This window comes from Pseudomonas sp. LS_2, assembly GCF_042709235.1.
GTDB lineage: Bacteria > Pseudomonadota > Gammaproteobacteria > Pseudomonadales > Pseudomonadaceae > Aquipseudomonas.
Window position 1 is genome coordinate 268772 of the sequence record NZ_JAVAYC010000003.1, and the last position, 23378, is coordinate 292149.

Sequence of the window (23378 nt, forward strand, 5' to 3'; positions counted from 1 at the left end):
GCCCATGCCGATCAAGACCCGTATCAAGCAGGCCAGCGGTTGGCTGTATTTCAAATCACCCAAGGGCCGCCGCGAACTGCGCGGCGCCGGTGTGATCCTCATGCTGCACCGGGTGCTGGCCGATGACCCCAGCGCGGCCCTGGCGCACCGCAATGAATTGTGCGTGGGCCCGCGCGCCTTCGAGGCTTTGCTGCGTTGGCTGCCCCGGCACTTCGACTGCGTCAGCCTCATGGAGCTGCTCAAGGCCCATGAGACCCCGCGCGACAATGCACGGCCGAAAGTCGCCCTGACCTTCGACGACGGCTGGCGCGACAATGCGCTGAACGCCTTCCCGCTGCTGCAGAAGTACCAGGTACCGGCGAGCATCTTCCTGTCCACCGACTACATCGGCAGCCGCCAGCGCTTCTGGTGGGAGAGTGTCGGTGAGACCCTGTGGGGCAGCCATGGCGAAGCGCCCCGGCACAGCCTGATCGAATGCCTGCGCAAGCTCGGCCGGCCGTTGCCCGCCGCCTACTTCATGAACGACCGCCCCCAGGCCCGCAGCCTGGCCCTGGCGCACTACCTGCAAAGCCTCAAGAGCCTCAGCCCGCAGGCCTTGCACGTGCTCACCGATGCCTGCCCGGACGAGTCGCTGCCACAAGCCATGAACTGGCAGCAGGTACGCGAAATGGAAGCCTCGGGCCTGGTGCGTTTCGGCCCCCATGGCGCCAGTCATGCGCTGCTGCCGTTCCTCGACGACCGCCGCCTGGACGAAGAACTGCAACGCAGCCATGCCGCCTTGCAGCATGGCTGCCAGCAACCGCTGCCGGTGTACTGCTACCCCAATGGCGACCACGACGAGCGGGTACGAGCACGCTTGGCCGCACACCGCTACCCCTACGCGCTGAGCACCCGCCCCGGTATCTGCCATGGCCATGACGACCCGCTGGCCCTGCCGCGCATCGGCGTCAGCCAGCGCAACGCCAGCCGTCCTTCATTGCTGGCCTGGCGCATCAGCCGCGGAGGCCGCGCATGAGCCGTAGCCAGTACCTGCGCCACCTGGCGCTGAGCATGGGCACGAAGCTTGCGATGATCGCCCTGCGGCTGCTGCGCAACGTGCTGCTGGCGCGCATCCTGGGCCCCAGCGAACGCGGCCTGTTCGCCCTGCTCAGTACCCTGCCCGACCTGATCAGCGCCGCCACCAGTGGTGGCTTGAACAGCGCCGTTGGCTACCAGGCGGCCAAGCAGCGCGACATGGGTCTGCTGCTGACCCAGGTGCTGGTGTACGGCTGCCTGTTGGCAGGCCTGCTGACCCTGGTGTGCGTGTTCCTGGTCCGCGAGTTCGGCGCCGACCTCGATGTCACCTTGCAACTGGGCCTGCTGGCCTGGCTGCTCCTGCTGGCAGTGCCGATGACCGTGCTCAAGAGCGGTCTGCTGACCCTGCACAACGCCAGCGGTGGCGTGGGCGCCTTCAATGCGCTGCGCCTGACCGAGTCGCTGGCGCCATTGCTGCTGTTCCTCGGGCTGTTCTGGATGTGGCAGGACGAGGCCCTGGAAGCGGCGCTGATCAGCTGGCTGTGCGGCATCGCCGTGGTGCTGGTGCTGGGCCTGTGGTGGCTGCGACGTCAGCACCCGCTGGCCCTGCGCTGGAGTCGCAGCGGGCAGCGCGAACTGTTGACCTATGGCGCGCGCAGCCACCCGGACCTGCTGTTCCAGCAGCTGATTCTGCGCTCGGACTACCTGTTCATCGGCGCCATGCTCGGCAGCACCGCCCTTGGCCACTACGCCATGGCCAGCGCCGCCGCCGAACTGCTGCTGATCGTCCCGGAAGCGGTGACCACGCCGCTGATGAAACGCCTGCTGCAACAGGACGCCGGCATGGACAAGCTCACACCCCTGGCCCTGCGCCTGACCGCCACGGTGATGCTCGGCGCCTGCCTGGGCATGGCGCTGATCGGCGAATGGCTGATCGTCACCCTGTTCGGCGCCGCCTACCAGCACGCCTACCCGGCGTTGCTGGCGCTGCTGCCGGGCCTGCTGGGGCTGTGCTACGCGAGCATCCTGCGCCTGGACCTACTGGGCAAGAACCGCCCCGGCACGGTGTCGCTGATGATGGGCGCAGGGGCTGCGCTGAACCTGGTGCTCAACGTGCTGCTGATCCCCCAATGGGGCATCGTCGGCGCGGCAGCAGCGTCGTCCATCGCCTATCTTGCGGTGACCGTGGCCATGCTGGTGCTGTACTGCCGCCTCGGCGGCACGCCACTGGGCCAGACCTTGATCGTACTGCCCAGCGACTTCACGCCGCTGTGGCGCATGCTGCAACGGAGGCCGGCATGAAGCGTTGGTTCGCCTGCTGGCTGCTGGCTGCGCCCTTGGCCGATGCCGCGCCCCTGGAATGGGGCGATATCCGCGACGGCAGCCTGTACCTGCGCCCCAAAGCCGCAGACGAGCTGCGCATCCACTGGCAGCCGGCCTGGCAAGCCGAGGCCAACGCCGAGCACCTGTTCCTGCTCGATGGCCAGGGGCGCCTGCAAGGCGAGCGGCCAATCGAGGCCAAGGAGGTACGCGGAGAACAGCGCTGGCCGCTGAGAGCCGACGGCGGGCCCTATCGCCTGGAGATACCGGGCTACAGCTTCCGCGGTTATCGGGTGCGCCATGCCGAAAGCACCGCGGCGCTGTTCGCCCCGGCCAAGGTGCATTTCAGCGCCGAGGTCGGCCCGGGCGTACAGCTGTACTTCCGCGTCAAGGCGGGCGAACAGGCGGTGCTGGCGGGCAAGTACCATGGCGGGGTCAGTGGCCTGAGCGCCAAGCGCTTGGGCGATGGCCGCGAAGTTCAGTTGAAGCTCACCCCCTACCCGGCCTATTGGCGCTTCGACCAGCAGCCGCTACCCGTCAGCAATCGTGACGAAACCTGGCAACTGACGCTGCAAGGCCGAGGCAAGGCAGCGTTCTGGCTCGATGGCAGCGCCAACCTGTTCGCCCAACGCGCCGACCAGCTGGGCGATCTGGCCAACGCCCCCGGCCAGGTGCTGCTGGCGATCGACAGCCAAGTACTCGGCCATACCCCGCAGTTGGGCGTAGCCCTGCCCTACGTGCTGCCGCCGCCGTCGAGCTTCGCTGCCCTCGACGCCCTGCGTCCCCAGGCCGCCGGCTACTACAGCTTCATGGACGTGCTGGCGCGCCAGCCTGACTACGAAGACCCCTGGCGCCAGCTGTACCAGCAACGCTTCGGCATCACCCAGGACATCACCCTGCTGGCCGCCACCGGTCGGCGCGCGGACCTTGCCGCCGACCGCACCAGTGTCGATGGCCTGAACGCCTGGCTGGCAGCCACCACGCGCCTGGACAGCAAGGGCCTGCACTACTTGGCCTTCGCCGACGAACCCAACCTCAATTACCGTGACTACGCTGCCTTCGAGGATTTCTTCCGCACCATGGCCACCCAGGTGCGCGCCTACCCCGGCGCCCGCGAAGCCGGGGTACGTATCGCCATGCCGGCGTCTTCGCGTCTGCTGGGCGGGCCATTCACCGCGCGCGGCAAGGACCTGCGGGGCATCGACTGGGCCCGCCGCCTGCTCAAGGACCACGAACGCGACATCGATGCCCTGGCCTGGCACGAATGGATGGTCCGCGACCTGCTGGCCACCCGCAGCTACCGCGACAGTGTGCGCCAGGCTGCCGCGCTGGTCGGCCTGGATGCCCAGGGCAGGCCGCGCAAGGCCTTGCTGCTGGACCAGACCAACCTGTCCAGCGGCTCGAGCCTGAGCACCTACGACCAGGACACCCACTACGCTAGCCTCTGGTGGACCTCGGTGGTGATCAACGCCTCCGCCGACGGCCTGCTGGACATGCTCAACTGGTTCCATGTGGCGGATGAGCCCGAGTGGCCCAAGGGCATGCTGCGGGTGCTGGGCGATAACCATTTCGAGCTCAAGCCCGTGGGCCTGGCCCAGCAGTTCATCCAGCGCCATTGGCTCAAGCAGGTGCTGGACATGGACAACAGCGCTTTCGAGGTCGACGCGCTGGCAATGGCCGACGGTCAGCAGCGCAGCCTGCTGGGGGTCAACAAGGCCGAGCGCGTGCAGCAGGTCGAGCTGCGCCTCCAGGCACGCTACAGCACCGCCCAACCCCGTGACCGCCCTGGTTGTCCGCAGGGTCGGCTGGAGTTTTTTGGCCCGGACAGCCGCCCCCGCATTGCCCGCTACACCTGCCACGAGGGCCAGATCAGTTTTCAACTGCCAGGGCAAACCCTGTTCGCCCTGACCTGGAACGCGTCATGAGACGCCCCTCACCTGCGAAAAACAGGAGGCACCATGCGTGCATTGAGCAAACTCCAGGAGCGCCTCAAGCGCAAAGGACTGCGCGACACCGTCAAAACGGCCTTTCGCCACTATGTGTTCTACCATTGGGAACTGGTGTGGATGGAACGCGACCTGCAAACCCCGGTGCCGCCGCACCGGCTCAAACCCTATCCGCCGCTGCGGGTGGAAACCATCACCGTGCACAACGTCGTCGCCTTCGCCACGCATTTCGGCGATCGGCTGGAAACCCTGCGCGAACTGGCCACCGAGGGCCACACCGGGCTGATGTTCCTGGACGACGACAACGCTGCCGTGGCGTTCATCTGGGGCAGCAGCCGGCACTACCACGACCGGCACTACTATGGCTGCTGGTTCCCGGTGGGGCCTGGCGAGTTCTTCGAGTTCGGCGGCGAGCTGATCCGCAAGTACTGGGGCACGGAGCTGTCGGTGGACCTGCAACTGGCGTTATGGAAAGCCATGGCGGCGCAAGGCTGCGACAAAGTGGTGGACGTCTGCGAGCAGCACAACATCCCCGCGCTCAAGCTACACCTGCGCATGGGCTACCAGGAGCAAGGACGGATCATGAACGTGTATTGCCTGTTCGGCCGCTGGAAGTTCTACCGCGAAAGCCGCTACACCCAGTCGCGCCTTGAGCCACTGCGCAAGCCTGTGGCCGACGGCTCCACGGCCACGGCGTCCTGAGCCCATGGCCCTGCAACTGAGTTGGTGCGCCTCGCTGCGCACCCCAGGCTTCCCCGCCGCCGCCTACGAGGCGCTGCGCCAGCGCGTGGCCAGCAGCACCCCCTTCAACCACCTGGGTTGGCTGCGGGCGGCGGAGGCTGCCTTGCAGCCGGGCCAGCAACTGCAGGTGCTGTTGGGGCACCTTGATGGGCGCTTGTGCCTGTGCCTGCCCCTGGTGCGCGAGCGCCAGCCGTTCGGCCCACTGAACGTGCCGGTGGTACGACACCTGGGTCATCCGCTGAGCGACCGTATCGCCTTGCTGCTGGACCTGCCCGCGCAGCATGCTGGCCAGGTGCTGCAGACGATTCGCCTGCATCTGCCCCACGCCCTGCTGCAACTGAACGAGGTCCACGACGCCGATGACGCCTGGCTGCGGCAATGGTGCTCGGCCAGCTCCACCTACCAGCGTCACCTGAGCTGCCGTGCGCCGGTACACCGCATCAGCGAACTGGATCGCCAGGAAATCAGCGGCGATGCGCGCTACAAACTGCGCCGTGCCCGCAAACGAATCAACGCGTGCGGCGCCGTGGTACGCCGGGTGATCGCCACTGCGCAGAACATCGATGCGCTGCTCGACGCCGTCAGCGCCGTGGAGGCACAGAGCTGGAAAGGCGACGACGAGGTCGGCATCTTCAGCGGCCCGCAACGGCGCCAATGGATGTACCAGGCGTTCACCGAACTGGCGGCCGAGGGCATGGTGTGCCTGGTACTGCTGGAGCTCGACGGACTGTGCATCAGCTACCGCCTGGGCCTGCTCGAACGTGGCCGGGTGTACGACTACAACCTGGCCTTCGTGCCCGAGCACCGCGAGCTGGGTAGTGGCCGGGTGCTACTGGAGGAATTCATCCATTGGGGCCTGGACGAGGGCTGGCACTGGGTGGACGCCTCACGGGTGAGCCTGAACAATTCCAGCCACCAATTGCATGAACGCCAGACCGGCCAAGTCGAGCACTGGCGCCTGAGCTGCTACAGCTGGCGCCCCGACGGCATTGCCCTGGGCCTGGCCCAGCGCTGCTGGGACTGGCTCAAGCCGCGCCTGCACAAGGCCCGCGGCGAAAAGCTCGCGACTGCCCAACCCACCATCCCCCAGGAGCGCCCGGATGCCATCCCAGGTCATAGTCAACGCTGACGATTTCGGCTTGAGCGTACACACCAATGCCGTGATCCTGCATGCCTTCCAGGCCGGGCTGATCAGCTCGGCCACCGCCATGGCCAACATGCCGGCCTTTGCCGCCGCCTGCGTGCTGGCCCAGCAACCGGCGCTGCGTGGACGGGTGGGCCTGCATTTCAACCTGACCTACGGGCGCCCGCTGAGCGAGGCGATCAGGTCACAGCCACGCTTCTGCACCGAACATGGCGAGTTCGAACTGAAGCTCAAACGCCACGCCCTGCGCTTGTCGCGCCGTGAACGCGAGGCCGTGGAGCAGGAGCTGCATGCGCAATGGAAGCATTGCCTTGACCAAGGCCTGATGCCCAGCCACCTCGACTCGCACCAGCATGTGCACAATATCTGGCCCATTGGCGAGGTGGTCGCGCGCTTCGCCCGCGAACAAGGCGTGCCGGTGCGCCTGGCACGTAACCTGGGGCACAACATCGGGCCGCTGAAGGGGCTGTTCAAGCGCCTGCTGAACCGACGTCTGCGCAGGCTTGCCGGCGCCACGGCCGATTATGTGTGCACCCCCGCCGACCTGAAGGCCGGGCTGGCACCACGCCTAGGGCTGCTGGAAGTGGTCGCGCACCCCAGCGCGCTGGGCGGCCACGATTTTGGCGACGCGTACCTGGAAGGCGGCGAGTCGCTCAAGGTCTTGATCGACACGCAGTTGGAGCACGTGCCGCGTGTGAGCTATGGCGCCTGCCTGGAAGGCCCCGCGCAACTGGCGTAGCAGTTATCTAGCACCCCACGACCAGGTATCAGGTGCCTGCTGTGCAGCCCTCATGCACAGGAGCATTGCCATGTCGTTGGCCATTGAAAACCCCCACCACACCCTGCTCGAAAACCGCTTGCCACGCTGGGCCGCATCACTTGGCCGCCCGCAGTGGCAAGCACTGCGCAGTAGCCTCCCCGAGGCAGCTACAGACCAGGGTTCACCCCGGCAGGCACAGCTGGAGCAGGCACGCAGGGCCCTCGCCCGCGCCCTCGACGGCCTGCGCCAACCTGCCGAGTTCGCCGAGCCCCTGCTGGTCGAGCGGCTGGGCGGGTTATTCACCTCGCCCCTGTTGCTGCGGGCCGCGGAACTGGTACGCATCCACCCGCTCTTCAGCCATGGCGTCTACGTGTACAGCCATGAGCGTCATACCTTGCTGGAAGCCGCCCTGCAGAACTTCGCCGAAAGCCTGACCTTCAGCAGCCAAAGCAGCATTGCCCTGAGCCAGCACATCGAAGTGACGCCAAGCACAGTGGTGGGCCAGACCACCCTGGGCGACAGCGAAACCCTGGTGGACATCACGCTGGACTCGCAAACCTATGCCATCGAGCCTCTGCCTCTGTCACCGCAAGCGTTCGCCCAGGCAGTGCGCGAACTCGACCTTGGCCAACGCTACCAGGATCACCTCGACGAAATCTTCGCACGGCCGCAGGTGGTCGCCTGCACCAGGGCTTTGCACAAGGCCGGCCTGGGCCAGGCCCTGGAGCGCGTGGAGCAGCAGGGCTGGCTGGACGAGCAGACGCTCATGCAGATGCAGCGCCTGCTCGAGCACGATTCGCCCCTGCACAGCCAGCAGTTGGCGCTGTTCGGCCTGACCTTGCATGAGGTGCTGGTGTTCGACCAGCAAGAGCGCGGCCTGCTGCTCTACCTGCCGAGCGAAACGCCGCAATTGCGCCTGTTCGCCGACCTGGCCGCGCTGAACGCGCAGCTGTGCATCGAGCTGCTCGAACCGCCTTTTCGCCGCCAGGTGCTGGGCTACCTGCAGCACTGTCACCAGGCCACCTTCCTCGATCGCCTGCAACAGAACCTCGACGGTTCGGGCAGCGCTGCCCTCGACGCGCAATGGCCGCTGCGCGTGGGTGCAGACCTGCATCTATCGCTCACCGACATCCCCGGCGAGCTGTTCACCTTTCTGTTCAACGACCATCTGGCGCGCCTCAAGGCCGATGCCCGCCAGGTCGCCGTTCCCACTGCCGAGGCCGACGAGCGAGCGCGCCAGCGACGCCGCGATACCTGGCAGAGCCTGGGCCTGAACGCCCTGATGGTAGCGGGCTTCTTCATTCCTGCCGTCGGTACACTGATGACTGCGGTCATGGCCTACCAACTGCTCGACGAGGCGTTCGAAGGCTACGAAGCCTGGAGCGCAGGCGATCGTCACCTGGCGCTGCGCCATCTGGAAGGGGTCGGCCTGAACCTCGCGCTGGCCGGAGGGCTGCACCTGGCGGGCAGCGTGCCGAAGCTGTTCAACAGCGAACTGATGGAGAGCCTCGACCCCGTGACCTTGGCCGATGGCAGCCAGCGCCTGTGGCGTGCGGACCTGACCCGCTATCGCAGCACCCTGGCCTTGTCGCCAGCGCGTGAAGCCAATGCCCTGGGCCAATACCTGCATGAAGGCCGGCACTACATCCGCCTGGATGGGCATCTGTACGTCCAAGGGTTCGACGAGGCCCAAGATTGCTGGCGCATTCTCCACCCGGATCGCTCCCAGGCCTACCGACCTCGGCTCGAACACAACGGCAATGGCGCCTGGCGCGTCGAGCACGAAAGGCCCCGGCAATGGTCGCTGGCCAAGCGGGTCAGACGCCTCGATTCACGCTGGGACGGGCTGGACGATACCCAGCTTGAGCAGGCCGCGCACATCAGCGGTATGTCGCAGCAAGACCTGGCCCGGTTGCACCTGGCCAATGCACCGACGCCACCGCTGCTGGCCGACACGCTGCTGCGCATGCAGGCCGAAAGCCGGACCCAGGCGGACCTGGCCCTTGAGCCACTGCGCGACCACGACGCACTGTTCCAGCAGTTCTATGAAGGCGACCCAGCGGACGGGGTGGAGCATGGACGCCTGCTCGAAGCCTTTCCGACGCTCACGAGGCCATTGGTCCAGCGTCTGCTGGCTGATCTGGACAGCGAGGAGCTGGACGCCTGGCGGGCCGCCGATCGCTTGCCAGCACGCCTGGAGGCAGCGGCGAAGCGCACCAGCGCTGCATTGCCCCTGGCCCGCGCATTGGAAGGCCTTTACTTGCCTGGGCTCAGCAGCGTTCAGAGCGAACGCCTGATCCTGCGCGCACTGCCGGACGTGCCGGGGTGGTCGCCAGACTGGCGCGTGGAACTGCGGGCGGCCAGTCCGCAAGGCGCCACCCTGGCCGCCGCAGGCAAGCCCACGGCCACCGAAGTACAGGTGGTCATCAAGTCACCACTAGGCTACGAAGCACACTTGGGAGAACGCCCCGCCCCCGCGGTCCAGGACAACGACCTGTGCCGCGCCATATTCGACGCCCTGCCCGCGGCCCAACGGCGCGCCTTGGGCATCGAAGAGGCGGGCCCTGCAGCGCTGCGCGAGCGGATACACCAGCAGGTCCAAGCGGCACCGCAACGCTTCGAACGCCACCTGCGCGAACAAGGGGCGCACGGCTGGGGGCGTGGCGCCGGCCTGCGAGGCGGCGCGCCCAACGAACGGCCCATACGCCCCGAGCCAATGGACCGGGAAACCTTGTACCGCCGCTACCTGGCCATCTTTCCCAGTGCCACCGACGAGGAAATACGTCAGCGGGTGGCATCCTGGACCCAGGCACTACGCGACCCGGCCACCGAGCTGGAACGCCTGGCCCGTCCGCTGCAACACCTGCGTCAGCGCTTGAGCCGTTGGGCTGGCAATAGCACTCGCCGGCGCCGCGCCGCCGACCGGCTGGTCAGTTGCTGGCAGCGCAATACCCGGCAGCGCCTGGACGAGGACGTTGTCGACCATGTGCTGGACCTGTCCGGCCTGGGCCTGTCCGACGCAGACCTGGCCAGCCTGACGCTACCGGACGAATTCCATCATGTGGTGATGCTCGACCTCAGCGCCAGCCCAACGCTTAGCGCGCTACCTCCAGACCTGCTGGCGCGCTTCCCGCGTCTGCAACGCCTTTACCTGCGAGGCTGTCGCTTCGACCACGTACCGCAAGTGGCCGTGCCCGCTGCACTGGAACGCCTGGACCTTGAGGACAACCGTATTACCTGGGACCTGCAGGCCCAGGCTGCGCTCGATCGCCTGCTGGGCCTTGAAAGCCTCGATCTGTCGGGCAATCCACTGATCGCCAGCCCCGACCTGAGCGCGCTCGATCACCTGCTGTCGCTGCGCCTCAATGGCTGTGCCCTGAGCACTTGGCCGCAGGGCGTCGAGCGCATGGAGTCGCCGTTGGTCCTGGACCTTGCCAACAACCAGTTCAGCGCGCTACCCGAGCCGCTGATGCTTTCCCGGGATGCCGCGTTGAACCTGAGGCTGGAAAGCAGCGCCCTGGGCCAACAGGCGCTGGAGCAAATCGAAGCCTACTACCAGGCCGAGGGTGTCGACCTGTTGGTGGACGATGCCGACTATGACGAGCTGCTGAGCGGCTCCACGCTGGACGAATGGCTGATCTGGAACCGCCTGCCACTGCAGTACCGTCGCGACTTGCGTGCGATCCTCGAAAGCGATGCCTTCGACCGCGACCCCGAGGGGGCACGAACAGAGCTGTGGCGAAGACTGATCCTGATCGATGGCGATGCTCAGTTGCTGGCCCAAGCGCTGGCCAACCCAGCGGCGCAATTGCTGAGCTTGCCGTTCTAGACCTGCCACGGTTGTGATATTTCAGATGCCGATGCAACAACACGCGCTCAACTTCTGCACGCCGGTGCTTACCCACACGTTGAGGTGAATGTTTGCTGGAACGGATATTCACCCTGACGGAACAGGCCAAATAAGAACCCAATAAAAAGCGCCGCATCATGGATGCGGCGTTCTTTATTTGCCATGGGCATGTCGCTCAACCGTTCTGACGGGAATCATCCAGGACTTTGTAGTTGAGCGTGCGGGTGGCGCCGTGGCTATCGAGGTAAACCATTTTCATGTTGACCACTTCACCCACGTTCGAAGCGTTCTGGACGGGCGCGATGCTGATGACCTCAGCAATATCCAAGCGGTCGGTATTGTGTTTGCCATTGGCATTTTCACCGGCGAAGGCAAAGACACTGGTCAACGAAAGTACCGCAGCGATTGCAGTTTTCATGAAGTACTCCTGGAAGAGGTTTAAGTCGTTTGCAAGTTCGATTCGTTTTGCTGGACTCATCTTCCCAGGCTGCCCCGGCAATGAAAAATATTCAGGGTCAATACTTCATATTGCGCTCATTGATGGTTATTCGAGGTACCCCGTGCCCAAGCTGGCAACCCCCCGCTGCTCGGCCAGGCGCCAGCGCATGCGATTGTCGGCGAGCCAGTTGCCCAGTTCCAGCGCCGGCATCGGGCGCCCCAGCAGGTAGCCCTGGCCCTGGTCGCAACCGGCATTGCGCAGGAAATCGCATTGCTCCTGGGTCTCGATGCCCTCGGCGGTAATCCTGAAGCCCAGGGCATGCCCCAGGTCGATGATTGCCCGGGCCACGGCCACGGCGTCATCGTCCATCGGCAGGTCCTTGATGAACGCGCGGTCGATCTTCAGGTGATCGATCGGCAACGAGCGCAGGTAGGCCAGCGAGGAATAGCCTGTGCCGAAGTCATCCACCGCCGTGGTTACGCCCAACCCCTGCAATTGCGCCAACACCGCGAAAGCCTGCTGCTGGCTCTCCATCAACAGGCTCTCGGTGATCTCCACTTCCAGTAGGCTGGGTGGCAGGTCGTGGCGCGCCAGGGCCGTGGCCAGGCTCGCTACGTAGTCGCTGCGCTCGATCTGCAAGGCCGCGACGTTGATCGCCATCGGCCCAGGCAGGCAGTCGGCAGCGCGCCAGGCGGACAACTGCGCACAGGCCAGCTCCAGTACCCGCTCGCCCAACGGGATGATCAGCCCGGTACGTTCGGCCAAGGGGATGAACTCCCCTGGCGACACCAGCCCGTGCTCCGGGTCGCGCCAGCGCAGCAGCGCCTCGACCCCTTCCAGTTCGCCGCTGAACAGGTCGATCTTGGGTTGGTACCACAGCTCGAACTCGTTGAGTTGTAGGGCCCGGCGCAGGTTGCGTTCCAGTTCCAGGCGTTGCTGCAAACGCTCGGTCATGTCCGGGTGATAGGGGCGCCAGGTGTTGCGCCCGGCTTCCTTGGCCGCGTACATGGCGGTATCGGCGTGGCGCAACAGGCTGTCGGTGTCTTCGCCGTGCTGCGGGCACCAGGCAAGGCCAATGCTGCCGGTCACCAACGTGGCATTGCCGTTGAGATCGAACGGCCGCTGCAAGCAACGCAGCAGGGCCCGCACCTGGTGGCTGACCTGGCCCTGGCTACCTTGCAACATGAACACGAACTCATCGCCGCCAAGCCTGCACACCCGGTCCTGGGTATCGAGTTCCTGCAAGAAACGCGCGGTGGCCCGTTGCAGCAGCAGGTCGCCCATGGCGTGGCCGAGGCTGTCGTTGACCTGCTTGAAGCCGTCGATATCCAACATCAGCACCGCCAGGCCACCGCCATGGTAAATGGCGCTGCCCAGCTGACGCTGGAACAGTACCCGGTTGGGCAAGGCAGTGATGGCATCGTAGTGGGCCAGGCGTTCGAGCTGCGCCTGTGACTGGCGCAGCTCGCGGTTGCGCTGTTGCAGCAGGCGCTGGTTGCCCTTCAGGCGGCTGACGAACAGGCTGAACAACAGCGTGCTGCCCAGGCCCAGCATGAACAGGGGCGATGCGAACAATGTGCCGCTCGACCAGCCGCCGCGCGGCACCGCGACCAGTTGCCATTGCCCGCCTGGTACATCGACGCCCAGACTGACCTGAAGCGCCTCGAACAACCGCGGATCTCCCCAGATCAATGCACCTTGCGCACCTTTCCCATCGGCACCGCGCACCGCCAGGTCGATATCCTGCGCCGCCTTCAGCCCGGCCTCGTCGAGCAGGCGGTCGATGTCGGCGACGATCGAAATGTTGCCCCAGTAGAAATGCACCCCGCGCTTGCCGTTGACGAACACAGGCCTGCGGTAGATCAACGCGCGCCCACCCTGGTACAGCTCCACCGGCCCTGCCAGCATGGGCTGGCGGCGCTCCCGGGCAGCTTGCAGCATCGGGTACTGCAGCGGCAGGCGCCGGTAGTCGAGGCCAACCACGCTCTGGTTGCCCTTGAGCGGGTAGACGGCGCTGATCACATCATTCGGCGCCATCGACACATGACGCATGTACGGCGCCGACTCCAAGGCTTCACGGGCCATGCTCTGGAAGTGCCGGGTGCTGATGTAGCCGTCGGTCGCGAGCAACTGGGCGATGCCTTCTGTTTCGCCGAACGCCGCGCGCAGCTGCGCCTCCAAGGCACCGCGCACACCCGAAAGACGTGCCGCGACATTGGCTTCTTCCTCGGCGTGGCGGCGCTGCACATCGAGGTGGCCGAGAGCGAACGACAAACCGATGCCGATCAGCGCGAAGCCGATGGGCAGCAGGCGGCCGATGGAATGACGCAGGGGCATGGAGGACGAGTCGTCGGACAAGGGACTGTTCAGGCTCATAGAGGACGGTCGAGGGCTATTCATCCTGTATCGGCGCGCCAGCCACAATGTTGAGCCAGACTGGTGTTTTTCCGACGGTGGGCGCATGCTCGAAGCTGAAGCGTTTCACCTTGAATTAGCACGAACAGTCGCCCAGGCACTTTTCGTACTAATCCCAACCCAGGAATGATGAGGTGCAGTTGCCCATGGACCCGCTATTCGACTCGCTGTTTCCCACCCCACACGACATTCCCGAGGCCTGGCGCCTGGGTGAACCCCTGGAGCAACGCGACTACCTGGTCGGTGGCCAGCTCAGGCGCTGGGACGGCCCGCTGGCCACGGTGCGCAGCCCGGTGTGGTTGCGCCACGAAGATGGCGAGCGCCAGGTGGTGCTGGGCAGCGCCCCGCTACTGGACGCCGACACCGCCCTCACCGCCCTGGACGCTGCCGTACAGGCCTACGACAAGGGCCGTGGCGCCTGGCCGACGATGCGCGTGGCCGAGCGTATCCAGCACGTCGAAACATTCCTGGCGCGCATGCGTGAGCAGCGCGAGGCGGTGGTCAAGCTGCTGATGTGGGAGATCGGCAAGAACCTCAAGGACGCCGAAAAGGAATTCGACCGCACCTGCGACTACATCGTGGACACCATCGAGGCGCTCAAGGACCTCGACCGCCGCTCCAGCCGCTTCGAGCTCGAACAGGGTACCCTCGGGCAGATCCGCCGGGCACCGCTTGGCGTGGCGCTGTGCATGGGGCCCTACAACTACCCGCTCAACGAAACCTTCACCACCTTGATCCCGGCACTGATCATGGGCAACACCGTGGTGTTCAAGCCGGCAAAGTTCGGCGTGCTGCTGATTCGCCCGCTGCTCGAAGCATTCCGCGACAGCTTCCCGCCGGGGGTCATCAACGTCATCTACGGCCGCGGTCGCGAGACGGTGAGCGCCTTGATGGCCAGCGGCAAGGTCGATGTGTTCGCCTTCATCGGCACGCACAAGGCGGCCAGCGACCTGAAGAAGCTGCACCCGCGCCCGCACCGCCTGCGCGCCGCCCTTGGCCTGGATGCCAAGAACCCGGGCATCGTGTTGCCGCAGGTCGACCTGGACAACGCCGTCGAGGAAGCCCTTACCGGCGCGCTGTCGTTCAATGGCCAGCGCTGCACGGCCCTGAAGATCCTGTTCGTACATGAAGAAGTGGTCGAGGCGTTTCTCGAGAAATTCCAGCGCAAGCTCGCCGCCCTCAAGCCCGGCATGCCTTGGACACCGGGCGTGGCCCTGACGCCCCTGCCGGAGCCGGGCAAGCTGGAATACCTCGATGGCCTGGTGGCCGACGCCACTGCCAAAGGGGCACGGGTGCTCAATGAAAGTGGCGGGCGCAGCTGCGGTTCGTTCTTCTACCCCGCCCTGCTCTACCCGGTCAGCCCCGATATGCGGGTCTACCACGAGGAGCAGTTTGGCCCGGTAGTGCCAGTGGTGCCCTACCGCGACCTGCAAACGGTGATCGACTACGTGCTCGACTCCGACTACGGCCAGCAGTTGAGCCTGTTCGGCAACGACCCGGCGACCATCGGCGCGCTGGTCGACACCTTCGCCAACCAGGTCGGGCGCATCAACCTCAACACCCAGTGCCAGCGCGGGCCGGACACCTATCCGTTCAACGGTCGCAAGAACAGCGCCGAAGGAACTTTGTCGGTGCACGACGCGCTGCGGGTGTTCTCCATCCGCACCCTGGTGGCGAGCAAGTTCCAGGAGGCGAACAAAACCCTTATCAGCGAGATCATTCGCAATCGCCAGTCCAGTTTCCTGACCACCGACTACATCTTCTGATGCCTTGCAATAGGGGCTGGCGTGCTTATAGGCAAACGAGGACTGCGACAAGGTTTACGCCCAGGCCCTGGCTGCCAGGGCCACCCAGTTGCACCCGATGCAGGACCAGTTCTATGGCGACCGCAGCGGCACGCTCAAAGACCCGTTCGGCAACCTGTGGTTCATCGCCACCCACAAGGAAGACCTCAGCGTCGAGGAAATCCGTGCCCGCGCAGCCAAGATGTTCGGCGGTGCGTGATCGACAAGTTGAAAGCCATCTCGCTTTGCTTGAAGCTTAAGGCTTGTAGCTTGGAGCTGCTTCTCAATGCGAATCCTCGAAAAATCCGGCGCGCAGGTGCGCAGCCTCACGCCGGCCGAAGAAGAACTGCTGGCGGCGTTCGTCAGCGGCACCCTCGCAGGTCCTCGCCTGCTGCAGGCCAACCAGTGGCTGATGAAGGTGCGCAGCGCCAACCAGTGGCTGGCCTGCGATTGCCGCAAGGATGCCCTGCCGGTGCTCAATATCAGCCTCAACGGCAATACCGGCACGCTGTTTCTGCGCAACAACCCCGACACCGCTGAGCACGCGCCGGGCTGCCCGTTCACCAAGGACGAGCGCGAGGCCATCGAGCGCAGCGAGGAAGCCGTGCAGCCTGCGGCCTGGTTGGCACCCGACGCGCCGCTGCGTCTGCTCGGTGATTTCCGCAAGGCCAGCGAAGGCGCCAACGCGGGCAGCGGTGAGCCAGGCGAGCGACGTGAACAGCAGCGCCTGCTGTCGCTGCTGCTGACCTGGATAGAAGCCAGCGGCCTGAATGTCTATGCTACCCACCTCAAGAAAGACCTCACCGCGCAGTTCGCCGAGCTGCGTGGCGTCGCAGCCCGCTACCCGCTGCTGGAGCGGGTGCCGGCCAGCAACTACCTGGAAACGCGCCTGGACATGAAGCACATGATGATGCTCAAGGCCCGCCTGCGCGAAGCCACGGTGTTCGGCAGCCATCGCCGCCATGGCCTGTTGCTCGACTGCATCGAGCAGATCAAGGGACGCAAGCTGTTCAATGCCCGTAGCGAGGATGGCTTCGACTTCCAGGGCCATCACCTGCTGTGGGGCGGCAGCAAGACCAGCGGCCCGCTACTGGCCCTGGCGCTGTACTCGCCGGCCACCGCCGGCAGCCACTTCTACGAGCTGATCCACGTGGCGAGCGTGCCGGTGCTGTCGCGGGCGCACCTGTTCCCGGTCTATCGCGACGAGGAGCGCGAGCCGCTCAAGGCGCTGGTGTCGCTGATCGACTGGATGGCGGGCAAAGGCGTCAAGGTACTGATGCGCCGACCGGTGATCGGCGGCCAGGTCATGGATGAACTGGTGCTCACCTCGGACCAGGACCGGGTGCTGTCGGTGTCGCTGCTCGAACAGCCGGTGGGGCCGGAGCCCGAGACCGAGCACTTCAAACGCTATGCCGACTTCAAGAGCCTGGAGACCTTCCGCAAGTATGTGGCCGGGTTCTTCATGCGCGAGCGTTAAAGCGCCTCCAATTTCTGTGGGAGCGGCCTGACGCCAGATACTCGATAGCGCTGACTTCTTCGCGGGTTTTCCCGCTAAGAAGCCAACGCGCTTCCCCGGAATCAGCCCAGGAACAACCGATATGCCGGGTTGTCCGTCTCGTCCCAATAGCGGTACCCCATGGCCTCCAGCGCCTGGGGCAGCCCGTCCAGTTCGTCGTCCGGCACCTGCAATGCGGCGAACACCCGGGCCTCGGCTGCGCCATGGTTGCGGTAATGGAACAGGCTGATGTTCCAACGCTTGCCCAGGCGCTCCAGAAAGCCCAGCAGTGCACCGGGCCGTTCCGGGAACTCGAAGCGCAGCACTCTCTCCTGCGCTCCCGGTGCCGCATGCCCGCCCACGGTATGGCGCACGTGCAGCTTGGCCAGCTCGTTGTCGGTCAGGTCCAGCACGTCATAGCCTTGCCCGCACAGGCTCTCCAGCAACGCCTGGCGCGGGTCGTGCAGCGGGTGGGTCTGCACGCCCACGAACAGCCTGGCTTCGCGCCCCGGCTGACAGCGGTAGTTGAATTCGGTGACCTGGCGCTTGCCCAAGGCCTGGCAGAAGGCGCGAAAACTCCCGGGGCGCTCGGGGATGGTCACGGCGATCACCGCTTCACGCTGCTCGCCCAACTCGGCGCGCTCGGCCACATGGCGCAGGCGGTCGAAATTGATGTTGGCGCCAGAATCGATGGCCACCAGGGTCTGCCCGCGTAAGCCTTCGCGCGCCACGTACTTCTTGATGCCCGCCACTGCCAGAGCACCGGAGGGTTCGGTGATCGAGCGGGTATCGTCGTAGATGTCCTTGATCGCCGCGCACAGCTCGTCGCTGCTGACCGTCAGCACTTCGTCGACGAAGTGCCGACACAGCTCGAAGCAATGGGCGCCGACCTGCGCGACTGCAACGCCGTCGGCGAAGGTGCCGACCTGCGGCAGGATCACCCGCTCGCCTGCGGCCAGGGCCGCTTGCAGGCAGTTGGAGTCTTCCGGCTCCACGCCGATCACCTTCACCTGCGGGCGCAGGTACTTGACGTAGGCGGCGATGCCTGCCACCAAGCCGCCACCCCCCACCGGTACGAAGATCGCGTCCAGCGCGCCCGGCTGCTGGCGCAGGATCTCCATGGCCACCGTGCCTTGGCCGGCGATCACGTCGGGGTCGTCGAACGGCGGCACGAAGGTCGCCCCATCGCGCTCGGCCAGTTGCAGGGCATGGGCCAGGGCATGGGGGAAACTCTCGCCATGCAGCAGCACATGCCCGCCACGGGAACGTACCCCGGCGACCTTCAACTCAGGGGTAGTGGTCGGCATGACGATGGTAGCGTGCAGCCCCAGGTGCGAGGCCGCCAAGGCGACGCCTTGGGCATGATTGCCGGCCGATGCGGTGATGACGCCACGCGCACGCTGCGCAGGGCTCAGGCGCGACAGCCGGGTGTAGGCGCCGCGGATCTTGAACGAGAAGGTCGGTTGCAGGTCTTCACGCTTGAGCAGCACCTGGTTGCCGAGGCTTGCCGACAGCGCCGGGGCCGCCTGCAGGGGCGTTTCGATGGCCAGGTCGTACACGGGGGCGGCGAGAATACGGCGCACCTGCTCCGACAGCAACTGCTGGGGAGTGACGGCTGTGCGCGGGCTGACGTTGAGGCTGGACATCGATGACTCCTGGGTGATTGCAGATGCCCGGGAGTCAGAGTGAAAGAACCCGCCTCCAGGGCGGGTTCGGTGCACGTACGCGCTAGCCCGCCAATCCGATAATGGCGGTAATAATGATGCTGGCGGCGTAGAGGTGCGGCTGTGTGTTCATAGGCGTCGAACTTATCTTGCGCGGTTGTGGGAAGTCAACACTTGCCGCGCAGGCATATATCGTTAGCCTGCTTTCTTTTGTCCCGCGCAGCGTCCATCATTGTTTCACCGCCCGCCCGCGAACGAGCCCATGACCGCGCCATCCCACAACCCCGTCGATACCCGCGCAGTGACCCTGCAAATCCTGTCGATCGTCTTCTACACCTTCATCGCCTTTCTCTGCATTGGTTTGCCGATCGCCGTGCTGCCAGGCCACGTGCACGATCAATTGGGCTTCGGCGCGGTCATCGCCGGTGTCACCATCGGCCTGCAATACCTGGCCACCTTGCTCAGCCGCCCGTTCGCCGGACGTATCGCCGACAGCCTGGGCGGCAAGCGGGCAATCGCCTATGGGTTGTATGGCATTGCCGCGTGCGGTGTGCTGACGCTGCTATCCGGCTGGACCCTCGACCTGCCCTGGCTGAGCCTCGGCTTGCTGCTGGCCGGTCGCCTTCTGCTGGGCATCGCCCAGGGCCTGATCGGGGTCGCCACCTTGAGTTGGGGGATCAGCCAGGTAGGCCCCGAGCACACCGCCCGGGTGATTTCCTGGAACGGCATCGCTTCCTATGGCGCCATTGCCATTGGTGCACCCGCCGGGGTGGTGTTGGTGGGCAACCTGGGCTTCGCCATGCTGGGGCCGGCACTGCTGATGTTGGCGCTGCTCGCGCTGCTGGTGCTGCGCAGCCGCCCGGATGTGTTGGTGGAGGCGCGCGGCGAACGCCTGCCGTTCTGGTCGGCCTTTGGTCGAGTAGCGCCCTGCGGCCTGGGGCTGACCCTCGCGTCGATCGGCTATGGCACCCTGACCACCTTCGTCACCTTGTACTACCTGGAGCGCGGCTGGGCGGGCGCGGCCTGGTGCCTGAGCGCGTTCGGCGTGTGCTTCATCGTCTCGCGGCTGCTGTTCGTCAATTCGGTGAACCGCTTTGGCGGCTACAACGTCGCCATTGCCTGCATGATCACCGAGGTGCTGGGCCTCGGCCTGCTGTGGCTGGCGCCGTCGCCGGCCTGGGCGTTGGCCGGCGCAGGGCTGACCGGCTTGGGCCTTTCGCTGGTGTACCCGGCCCTGGGTGTCGAGGCGATCAAGCAGGTCCCGAGCAACAGCCGTGGCGCTGGCCTGGGCGCCTATGCGGTGTTCTTCGACCTGGCGCTGGCTTTCGCAGGCCCGGTGATGGGGGCAGTAGCCGCACGCCTGGGCTATGCCTCGATCTTTTGTATCGCGGCGCTGCTCGCGCTGTCAGGGGTCGGCCTGGTCCTGTTCCTCGCCCGCCATGTGCGCCGCGACTGAACCTTCGGCTGGCTGCGGTGCGCCCAGCGCCTGGCTGAAGAAATCTGCCGTCTCGCTCTGCAAGCCGTGGTGGATATCGCGGCGATCGACACCGTCAGGGTCCTTGCACAAGACTGCCATGCGCTGGCGCTGCTCGGCGTCGCAAGGGGCCATGAACACAAAGTGCCCGGCGCCGGAGAGCAGTCGGTAGTCGGGCGTCAATGGCAGCTTGCGCGCCAGGGCCTGGGCGTTGTGCTCCAGGGCCAGCAACTGGTCCTGGTCGCCGCTGTAGATCAACGCCGGCACCTGCACCCCGGCCAGGGCGTGGCGACCGAACATCAGGCTCAAGGGTGCCATTAGCATCACGGCACCGACCCGAGGGTCGGGCTGGGCCGTCAACTCACTGCGGTCGGCGATCAGCACGCCGTGGGTCTTGCAGGCATCGGCGTCTTGCGGCCGCTCCAGGCAGTAACTGCGCAGGCGCTCCAGGTCGGGCCTCGCGCCGGACAGGATCAGCGCAGTCTCGCCGCCTGCCGAATAGCCGATCACCCCAACCTTGTCGTGGTTCAGGTAGGGCCCAAGCAAGACATCGTCGCGCGCGGCACTGATCGCGGCGCTGATCTGCAACGGGCGGCCGTAGAGGTTGCTGAGGGTGCCCAGGCGGCTGTGGTCCCGCGTATTGTCCCCAGGGTGGGTCACCGCCACCACCACGAAACCCTGGCGCGCCAGGGACGCGGCCAGGTCGTGAAGGGCCAGCGGGCTGCCGGTGTTGCCATGGGATAGCAGCAGCAAAGGGTATTGCCCCATGGCCACCGGCGCTTCCTCGGCCACCTTCAGCGTGTAGCCATCGATACGTGTCGACCGCGAGGGGCTGGCAGTGGGGTAGAACGCCAGGGCCTGCATCGGCCGGGCGTCCACCGGGTCGGCCAGGGTCAACCGATGCAGGCCCGCCCCCCAAGGTTGCGCCTCGGCACGGGCCAGCAGGCCGCCGAGCAGCAGCAAGGTCAGCAGAGCTCGGGTTTTCATGGATACAGGCCTCCCCCGGTGGACCGGCTGCTTCAGCATAGAGCCTGCGCCGGGGGTGGCAGATGAAACCTGAATGAAAAAACCGGCTGGCGCACGAGGCGACAGCCGGTTTTTTTTGCAACCGCTACGATCAGGCGGCGAACAGCTCGCTGGCGATCTGCGCCTGGGCAGCGTCAATGGCCTTGCTGCGGTGCTCAGGGCCATAGGCCAGGCCGTGGGCGCGGACGGTTTGCACATCGGTGATACCGATGAAGGTGAGGAACACCTTGAGGAATTCTTCATGACCAACGCCAGTCGGCTGGCCGAGGTGCAGGCCACCCGAGGTGGACACCAGGATCACCTTCTTGTCGCCGCACAGGCCCTCGGAGCCAGCCGAGGTGTAGCGGAAGGTCTTGCCGGCGACCGCAACGCGGTCGATCCAGGCCTTGAGCTGGGTCGGCACGGTGAAGTTGTACATCGGTGCGCCGATCACCACGGCATCGGCGGCGAGGAATTCGGCCAGGGTCTCGGCGCTGAGCTTGGCTTCGTGGGCCAGAGCGGCGTCGCGAGCCTCTTCAGGGGTGCCGGCAGCCAGCAAGGTGGCGGACGAAAAATGGCTGATGGCATCGGCGGCCAGGTCGCGATAGACCACCTCGATGCTAGGGTCGGCGGCCTTCCAGGCCTCGACCACTTCGCGGCTCAGTTGGCGGGAGGCGGAATTGTCGCCCAGGATGCTCGAATCGATATGCAACAGTTTCATGGGATTCTCCGGTGAATAAAGACCGCAGCGTTGGGCGATCACACTGGCTGGGAATCCTACAGAGCCGACGAACGGCTGATTAGTCGGTAAAAATGCACTAGATTGTCCTACTGATGGAACAATGTGAGTACGCCAATGCAAGATCTCAACGATCTCTTCTACTTCGCCCGGGTGGTCGAAGCCGGTGGTTTCGCTGCCGCCGGGCGTCAATTGGGCATTCCCAAGTCACGCCTGTCGCGACGTATTGCCGAGTTGGAAGAGCGCCTCGGCACCCGCCTGCTGCAACGCACCACCCGCCAACTGAAGCTGACCGCCGTGGGCGAGCGCTACTTGCACCACTGCCAGGCCATGCTGGCAGAGGCCGAAATGGCCGACGAGGCAGTGGCAAGCATGACCAGCGAACCTCGTGGGCGCCTGCGGGTGTCATCCCCGGTGGCCTTGGCCCATGCTTTCCTGCCGAACGCGATCTGCCGCTTCCTGAACCAGTACCCACAGGTGCAGTTGGAGATGGTGCTGCAAAACCGTCGTGTCGACCTGATCGCCGAGGGCATCGACGTCGCACTGAGGGTGCGCGACCTGGGCGATGAAGACCCGGCGCTGGCCACCCGCCGCCTGCGCCAGGCGCAGATGCACCTGGTGGCGGCACCGGGTTTTGCCGACCACATCCAACACCCTTCGCAACTGGCAGGCCTGCCGGTGCTGGGAGCAACGGACGCAGACCGCCTGGTGCGTTTTCGCCTGCTCGGGCCGTACGATCAGGTTCAGGAAGTGGCGCTGGAGCCACGCCTGGCCATCGACGACTTCGTCGTGCGCAAGACCGCCGCCCTCGCCGGCCTGGGTTTCACCGCGCTGCCCAGCATGAACTGCGAAGAGGAACTGGCCCGTGGCGAGCTGGTGCGGCTGTTACCGGAGTGGTCGCTGCCAGGGGGGTACTTGCAAGCGGTATACCCGCATCGGCGTGGCGTGTTGCCGGCCGTGAGGGTGTGGATCGATCATCTGGCCGAAGTGTTCGACAGCTGCGGAGAACGGCATGTCTAGGAAAAGCATGGACGCCGAGCAGGTGGCTGCATTCTGTCTGGCGCTGCCCGGTGCACGGGAAGACTATAAATGGGGCGGTATCCGTGTGTTCTCGGTGGCCGGCAACAAGATGTTCGCGGTGCTCGACCTGGCTGGTGCGGGGCTGTCTTTCAAGGTGGCCGACGACCTGTTCCTCGGCTACTGCGACCGCCCTGGCGTGCGTCCCGCGCCGTACCTGGCCAGGGCGCACTGGGTCAGTATGTTGCCGCCCTATCCCATGGGCCGCGAGGAACTGAGCAATTTGTTGCAGCGCTCGCATCAGTTGGTGGTGCGGCGCTTGCCCAAGCGGTTGCAGCCTGAACTGCTGATCGACCTCTGAACCCCCTCCCGGGGACACGGCTTGGTGCCCGCCGAGCCGCCCTCCTTCGTGCCCGCCGTTTCTCTACACAAAGAAATTTCCCACGCGAATTTCGGAAGCCATCAGGTTCCGGCCCTGGGTACTCCCTCGCTAACGTACGCGCCACATACCGACAAGGACAGCTCTGCCCGCTTGCAAGAGCGGTCTATCCATGATCCAGGCGGCAAACAG

17 protein-coding genes and 1 pseudogene are annotated in these 23378 nt (G+C 65.6%); 13 read left to right on the plus strand and 5 right to left on the minus strand.

Annotation, left to right across the window (positions count from 1 at the left end):
- Nucleotides 1–4 precede the first annotated feature (4 nt).
- The 7 genes from RAC97_RS04475 (at nt 5) to RAC97_RS04505 (ending at nt 10754) form a co-directional block, all read left to right on the plus strand.
- Entirely contained in the window at nt 5–1015 is a 1011-nt protein-coding gene (locus RAC97_RS04475) for a polysaccharide deacetylase family protein (RefSeq protein ID WP_375098075.1), read from the plus strand.
- Nucleotides 1012–2316, plus strand: a complete 1305-nt coding sequence (locus tag RAC97_RS04480; protein WP_375098076.1) for an oligosaccharide flippase family protein — start codon at nt 1012–1014, stop codon at nt 2314–2316. The genes RAC97_RS04475 and RAC97_RS04480 overlap by 4 nt, the downstream gene beginning before the upstream one ends.
- A complete protein-coding gene (locus RAC97_RS04485; protein ID WP_375098077.1) occupies nt 2313–4259 on the plus strand; it encodes a hypothetical protein in 1947 nt (648 codons plus the stop codon). Before RAC97_RS04480 ends, RAC97_RS04485 begins: the two co-directional genes overlap by 4 nt.
- Nucleotides 4260–4292: 33 nt before the next feature.
- Nucleotides 4293–4982 carry a GNAT family N-acetyltransferase gene (locus RAC97_RS04490; protein WP_375098078.1) on the plus strand — a complete coding sequence of 230 codons (690 nt, stop codon included), beginning with the start codon at nt 4293–4295 and terminating at the stop codon, nt 4980–4982.
- A 4-nt stretch (nt 4983–4986) separates the two neighbouring features.
- The gene (locus RAC97_RS04495; protein ID WP_375098079.1) at nt 4987–6150 is read left to right on the plus strand and encodes a GNAT family N-acetyltransferase; all 1164 of its coding nucleotides are present in this window, start codon (nt 4987–4989) and stop codon (nt 6148–6150) included.
- Entirely contained in the window at nt 6122–6904 is a 783-nt protein-coding gene (locus RAC97_RS04500; protein WP_375098080.1) for a ChbG/HpnK family deacetylase, read from the plus strand. Before RAC97_RS04495 ends, RAC97_RS04500 begins: the two co-directional genes overlap by 29 nt.
- 70 nt (nt 6905–6974) lie before the next feature.
- Nucleotides 6975–10754 (plus strand): dermonecrotic toxin domain-containing protein, encoded by a 3780-nt coding sequence (locus RAC97_RS04505; RefSeq protein ID WP_375098081.1) that lies wholly within the window; start codon nt 6975–6977, stop codon nt 10752–10754.
- Nucleotides 10755–10950: 196 nt separating this feature from the next.
- Here the strand turns inward: RAC97_RS04505 and RAC97_RS04510 are convergent, their stop codons facing one another.
- Entirely contained in the window at nt 10951–11193 is a 243-nt protein-coding gene (locus RAC97_RS04510) for a DUF2790 domain-containing protein (protein WP_375098082.1), read from the minus strand.
- A gap of 126 nt (nt 11194–11319) precedes the next feature.
- On the minus strand, nt 11320–13590 hold the full coding sequence (locus tag RAC97_RS04515) for a putative bifunctional diguanylate cyclase/phosphodiesterase (RefSeq protein ID WP_375098083.1): 2271 nt from the start codon (nt 13588–13590) through the stop codon (nt 11320–11322).
- 185 nt (nt 13591–13775) lie between these two features.
- Between RAC97_RS04515 and RAC97_RS04520 the strand changes: the two genes are divergently transcribed.
- From RAC97_RS04520 to RAC97_RS04530, 3 genes and pseudogenes are all read left to right on the plus strand, one after another.
- Complete coding sequence (locus RAC97_RS04520; RefSeq protein ID WP_375098084.1) at nt 13776–15395, plus strand: NADP-dependent glyceraldehyde-3-phosphate dehydrogenase; 1620 nt, start codon at nt 13776–13778, stop codon at nt 15393–15395.
- A gap of 37 nt (nt 15396–15432) precedes the next feature.
- Nucleotides 15433–15633 (plus strand): annotated as a pseudogene (locus RAC97_RS04525) (VOC family protein); the annotation flags it as partial.
- 66 nt (nt 15634–15699) lie between these two features.
- Nucleotides 15700–16890: a hypothetical protein gene (locus RAC97_RS04530; RefSeq protein WP_375098085.1), complete on the plus strand. Its 1191-nt coding sequence runs from the start codon at nt 15700–15702 to the stop codon at nt 16888–16890.
- Nucleotides 16891–16991: 101 nt separating this feature from the next.
- Here RAC97_RS04530 and ilvA read toward each other — a convergent pair whose 3' ends face one another.
- The gene (gene ilvA / locus RAC97_RS04535; protein ID WP_375098086.1) at nt 16992–18554 is read right to left on the minus strand and encodes a threonine ammonia-lyase, biosynthetic; all 1563 of its coding nucleotides are present in this window, start codon (nt 18552–18554) and stop codon (nt 16992–16994) included.
- A gap of 280 nt (nt 18555–18834) precedes the next feature.
- Here ilvA and RAC97_RS04540 point away from each other — a divergent pair, with 280 nt between their 5' ends.
- Nucleotides 18835–20028: an MFS transporter gene (locus RAC97_RS04540; protein WP_375098087.1), complete on the plus strand. Its 1194-nt coding sequence runs from the start codon at nt 18835–18837 to the stop codon at nt 20026–20028.
- Here the strand turns inward: RAC97_RS04540 and RAC97_RS04545 are convergent.
- Both RAC97_RS04545 and RAC97_RS04550 read right to left on the minus strand, forming a co-directional pair.
- Nucleotides 19978–21033 (minus strand): alpha/beta hydrolase family protein, encoded by a 1056-nt coding sequence (locus tag RAC97_RS04545; RefSeq protein ID WP_375098089.1) that lies wholly within the window; start codon nt 21031–21033, stop codon nt 19978–19980. The genes RAC97_RS04540 and RAC97_RS04545 overlap by 51 nt on opposite strands.
- A gap of 130 nt (nt 21034–21163) precedes the next feature.
- Entirely contained in the window at nt 21164–21772 is a 609-nt protein-coding gene (locus RAC97_RS04550; protein WP_375098090.1) for an FMN-dependent NADH-azoreductase, read from the minus strand.
- Between the two features lie 135 nt (nt 21773–21907).
- On the opposite strand from RAC97_RS04550, the gene RAC97_RS04555 reads away from it, so the two are divergent.
- Both RAC97_RS04555 and RAC97_RS04560 read left to right on the plus strand, forming a co-directional pair.
- Nucleotides 21908–22810, plus strand: coding sequence for a LysR substrate-binding domain-containing protein (locus RAC97_RS04555; RefSeq protein WP_375098091.1), 903 nt, complete (start codon nt 21908–21910; stop codon nt 22808–22810).
- A gap of 7 nt (nt 22811–22817) precedes the next feature.
- On the plus strand, nt 22818–23168 hold the full coding sequence (locus RAC97_RS04560; protein ID WP_375098096.1) for an MmcQ/YjbR family DNA-binding protein: 351 nt from the start codon (nt 22818–22820) through the stop codon (nt 23166–23168).
- The last annotated feature ends 210 nt before the right edge of the window (nt 23169–23378 follow it).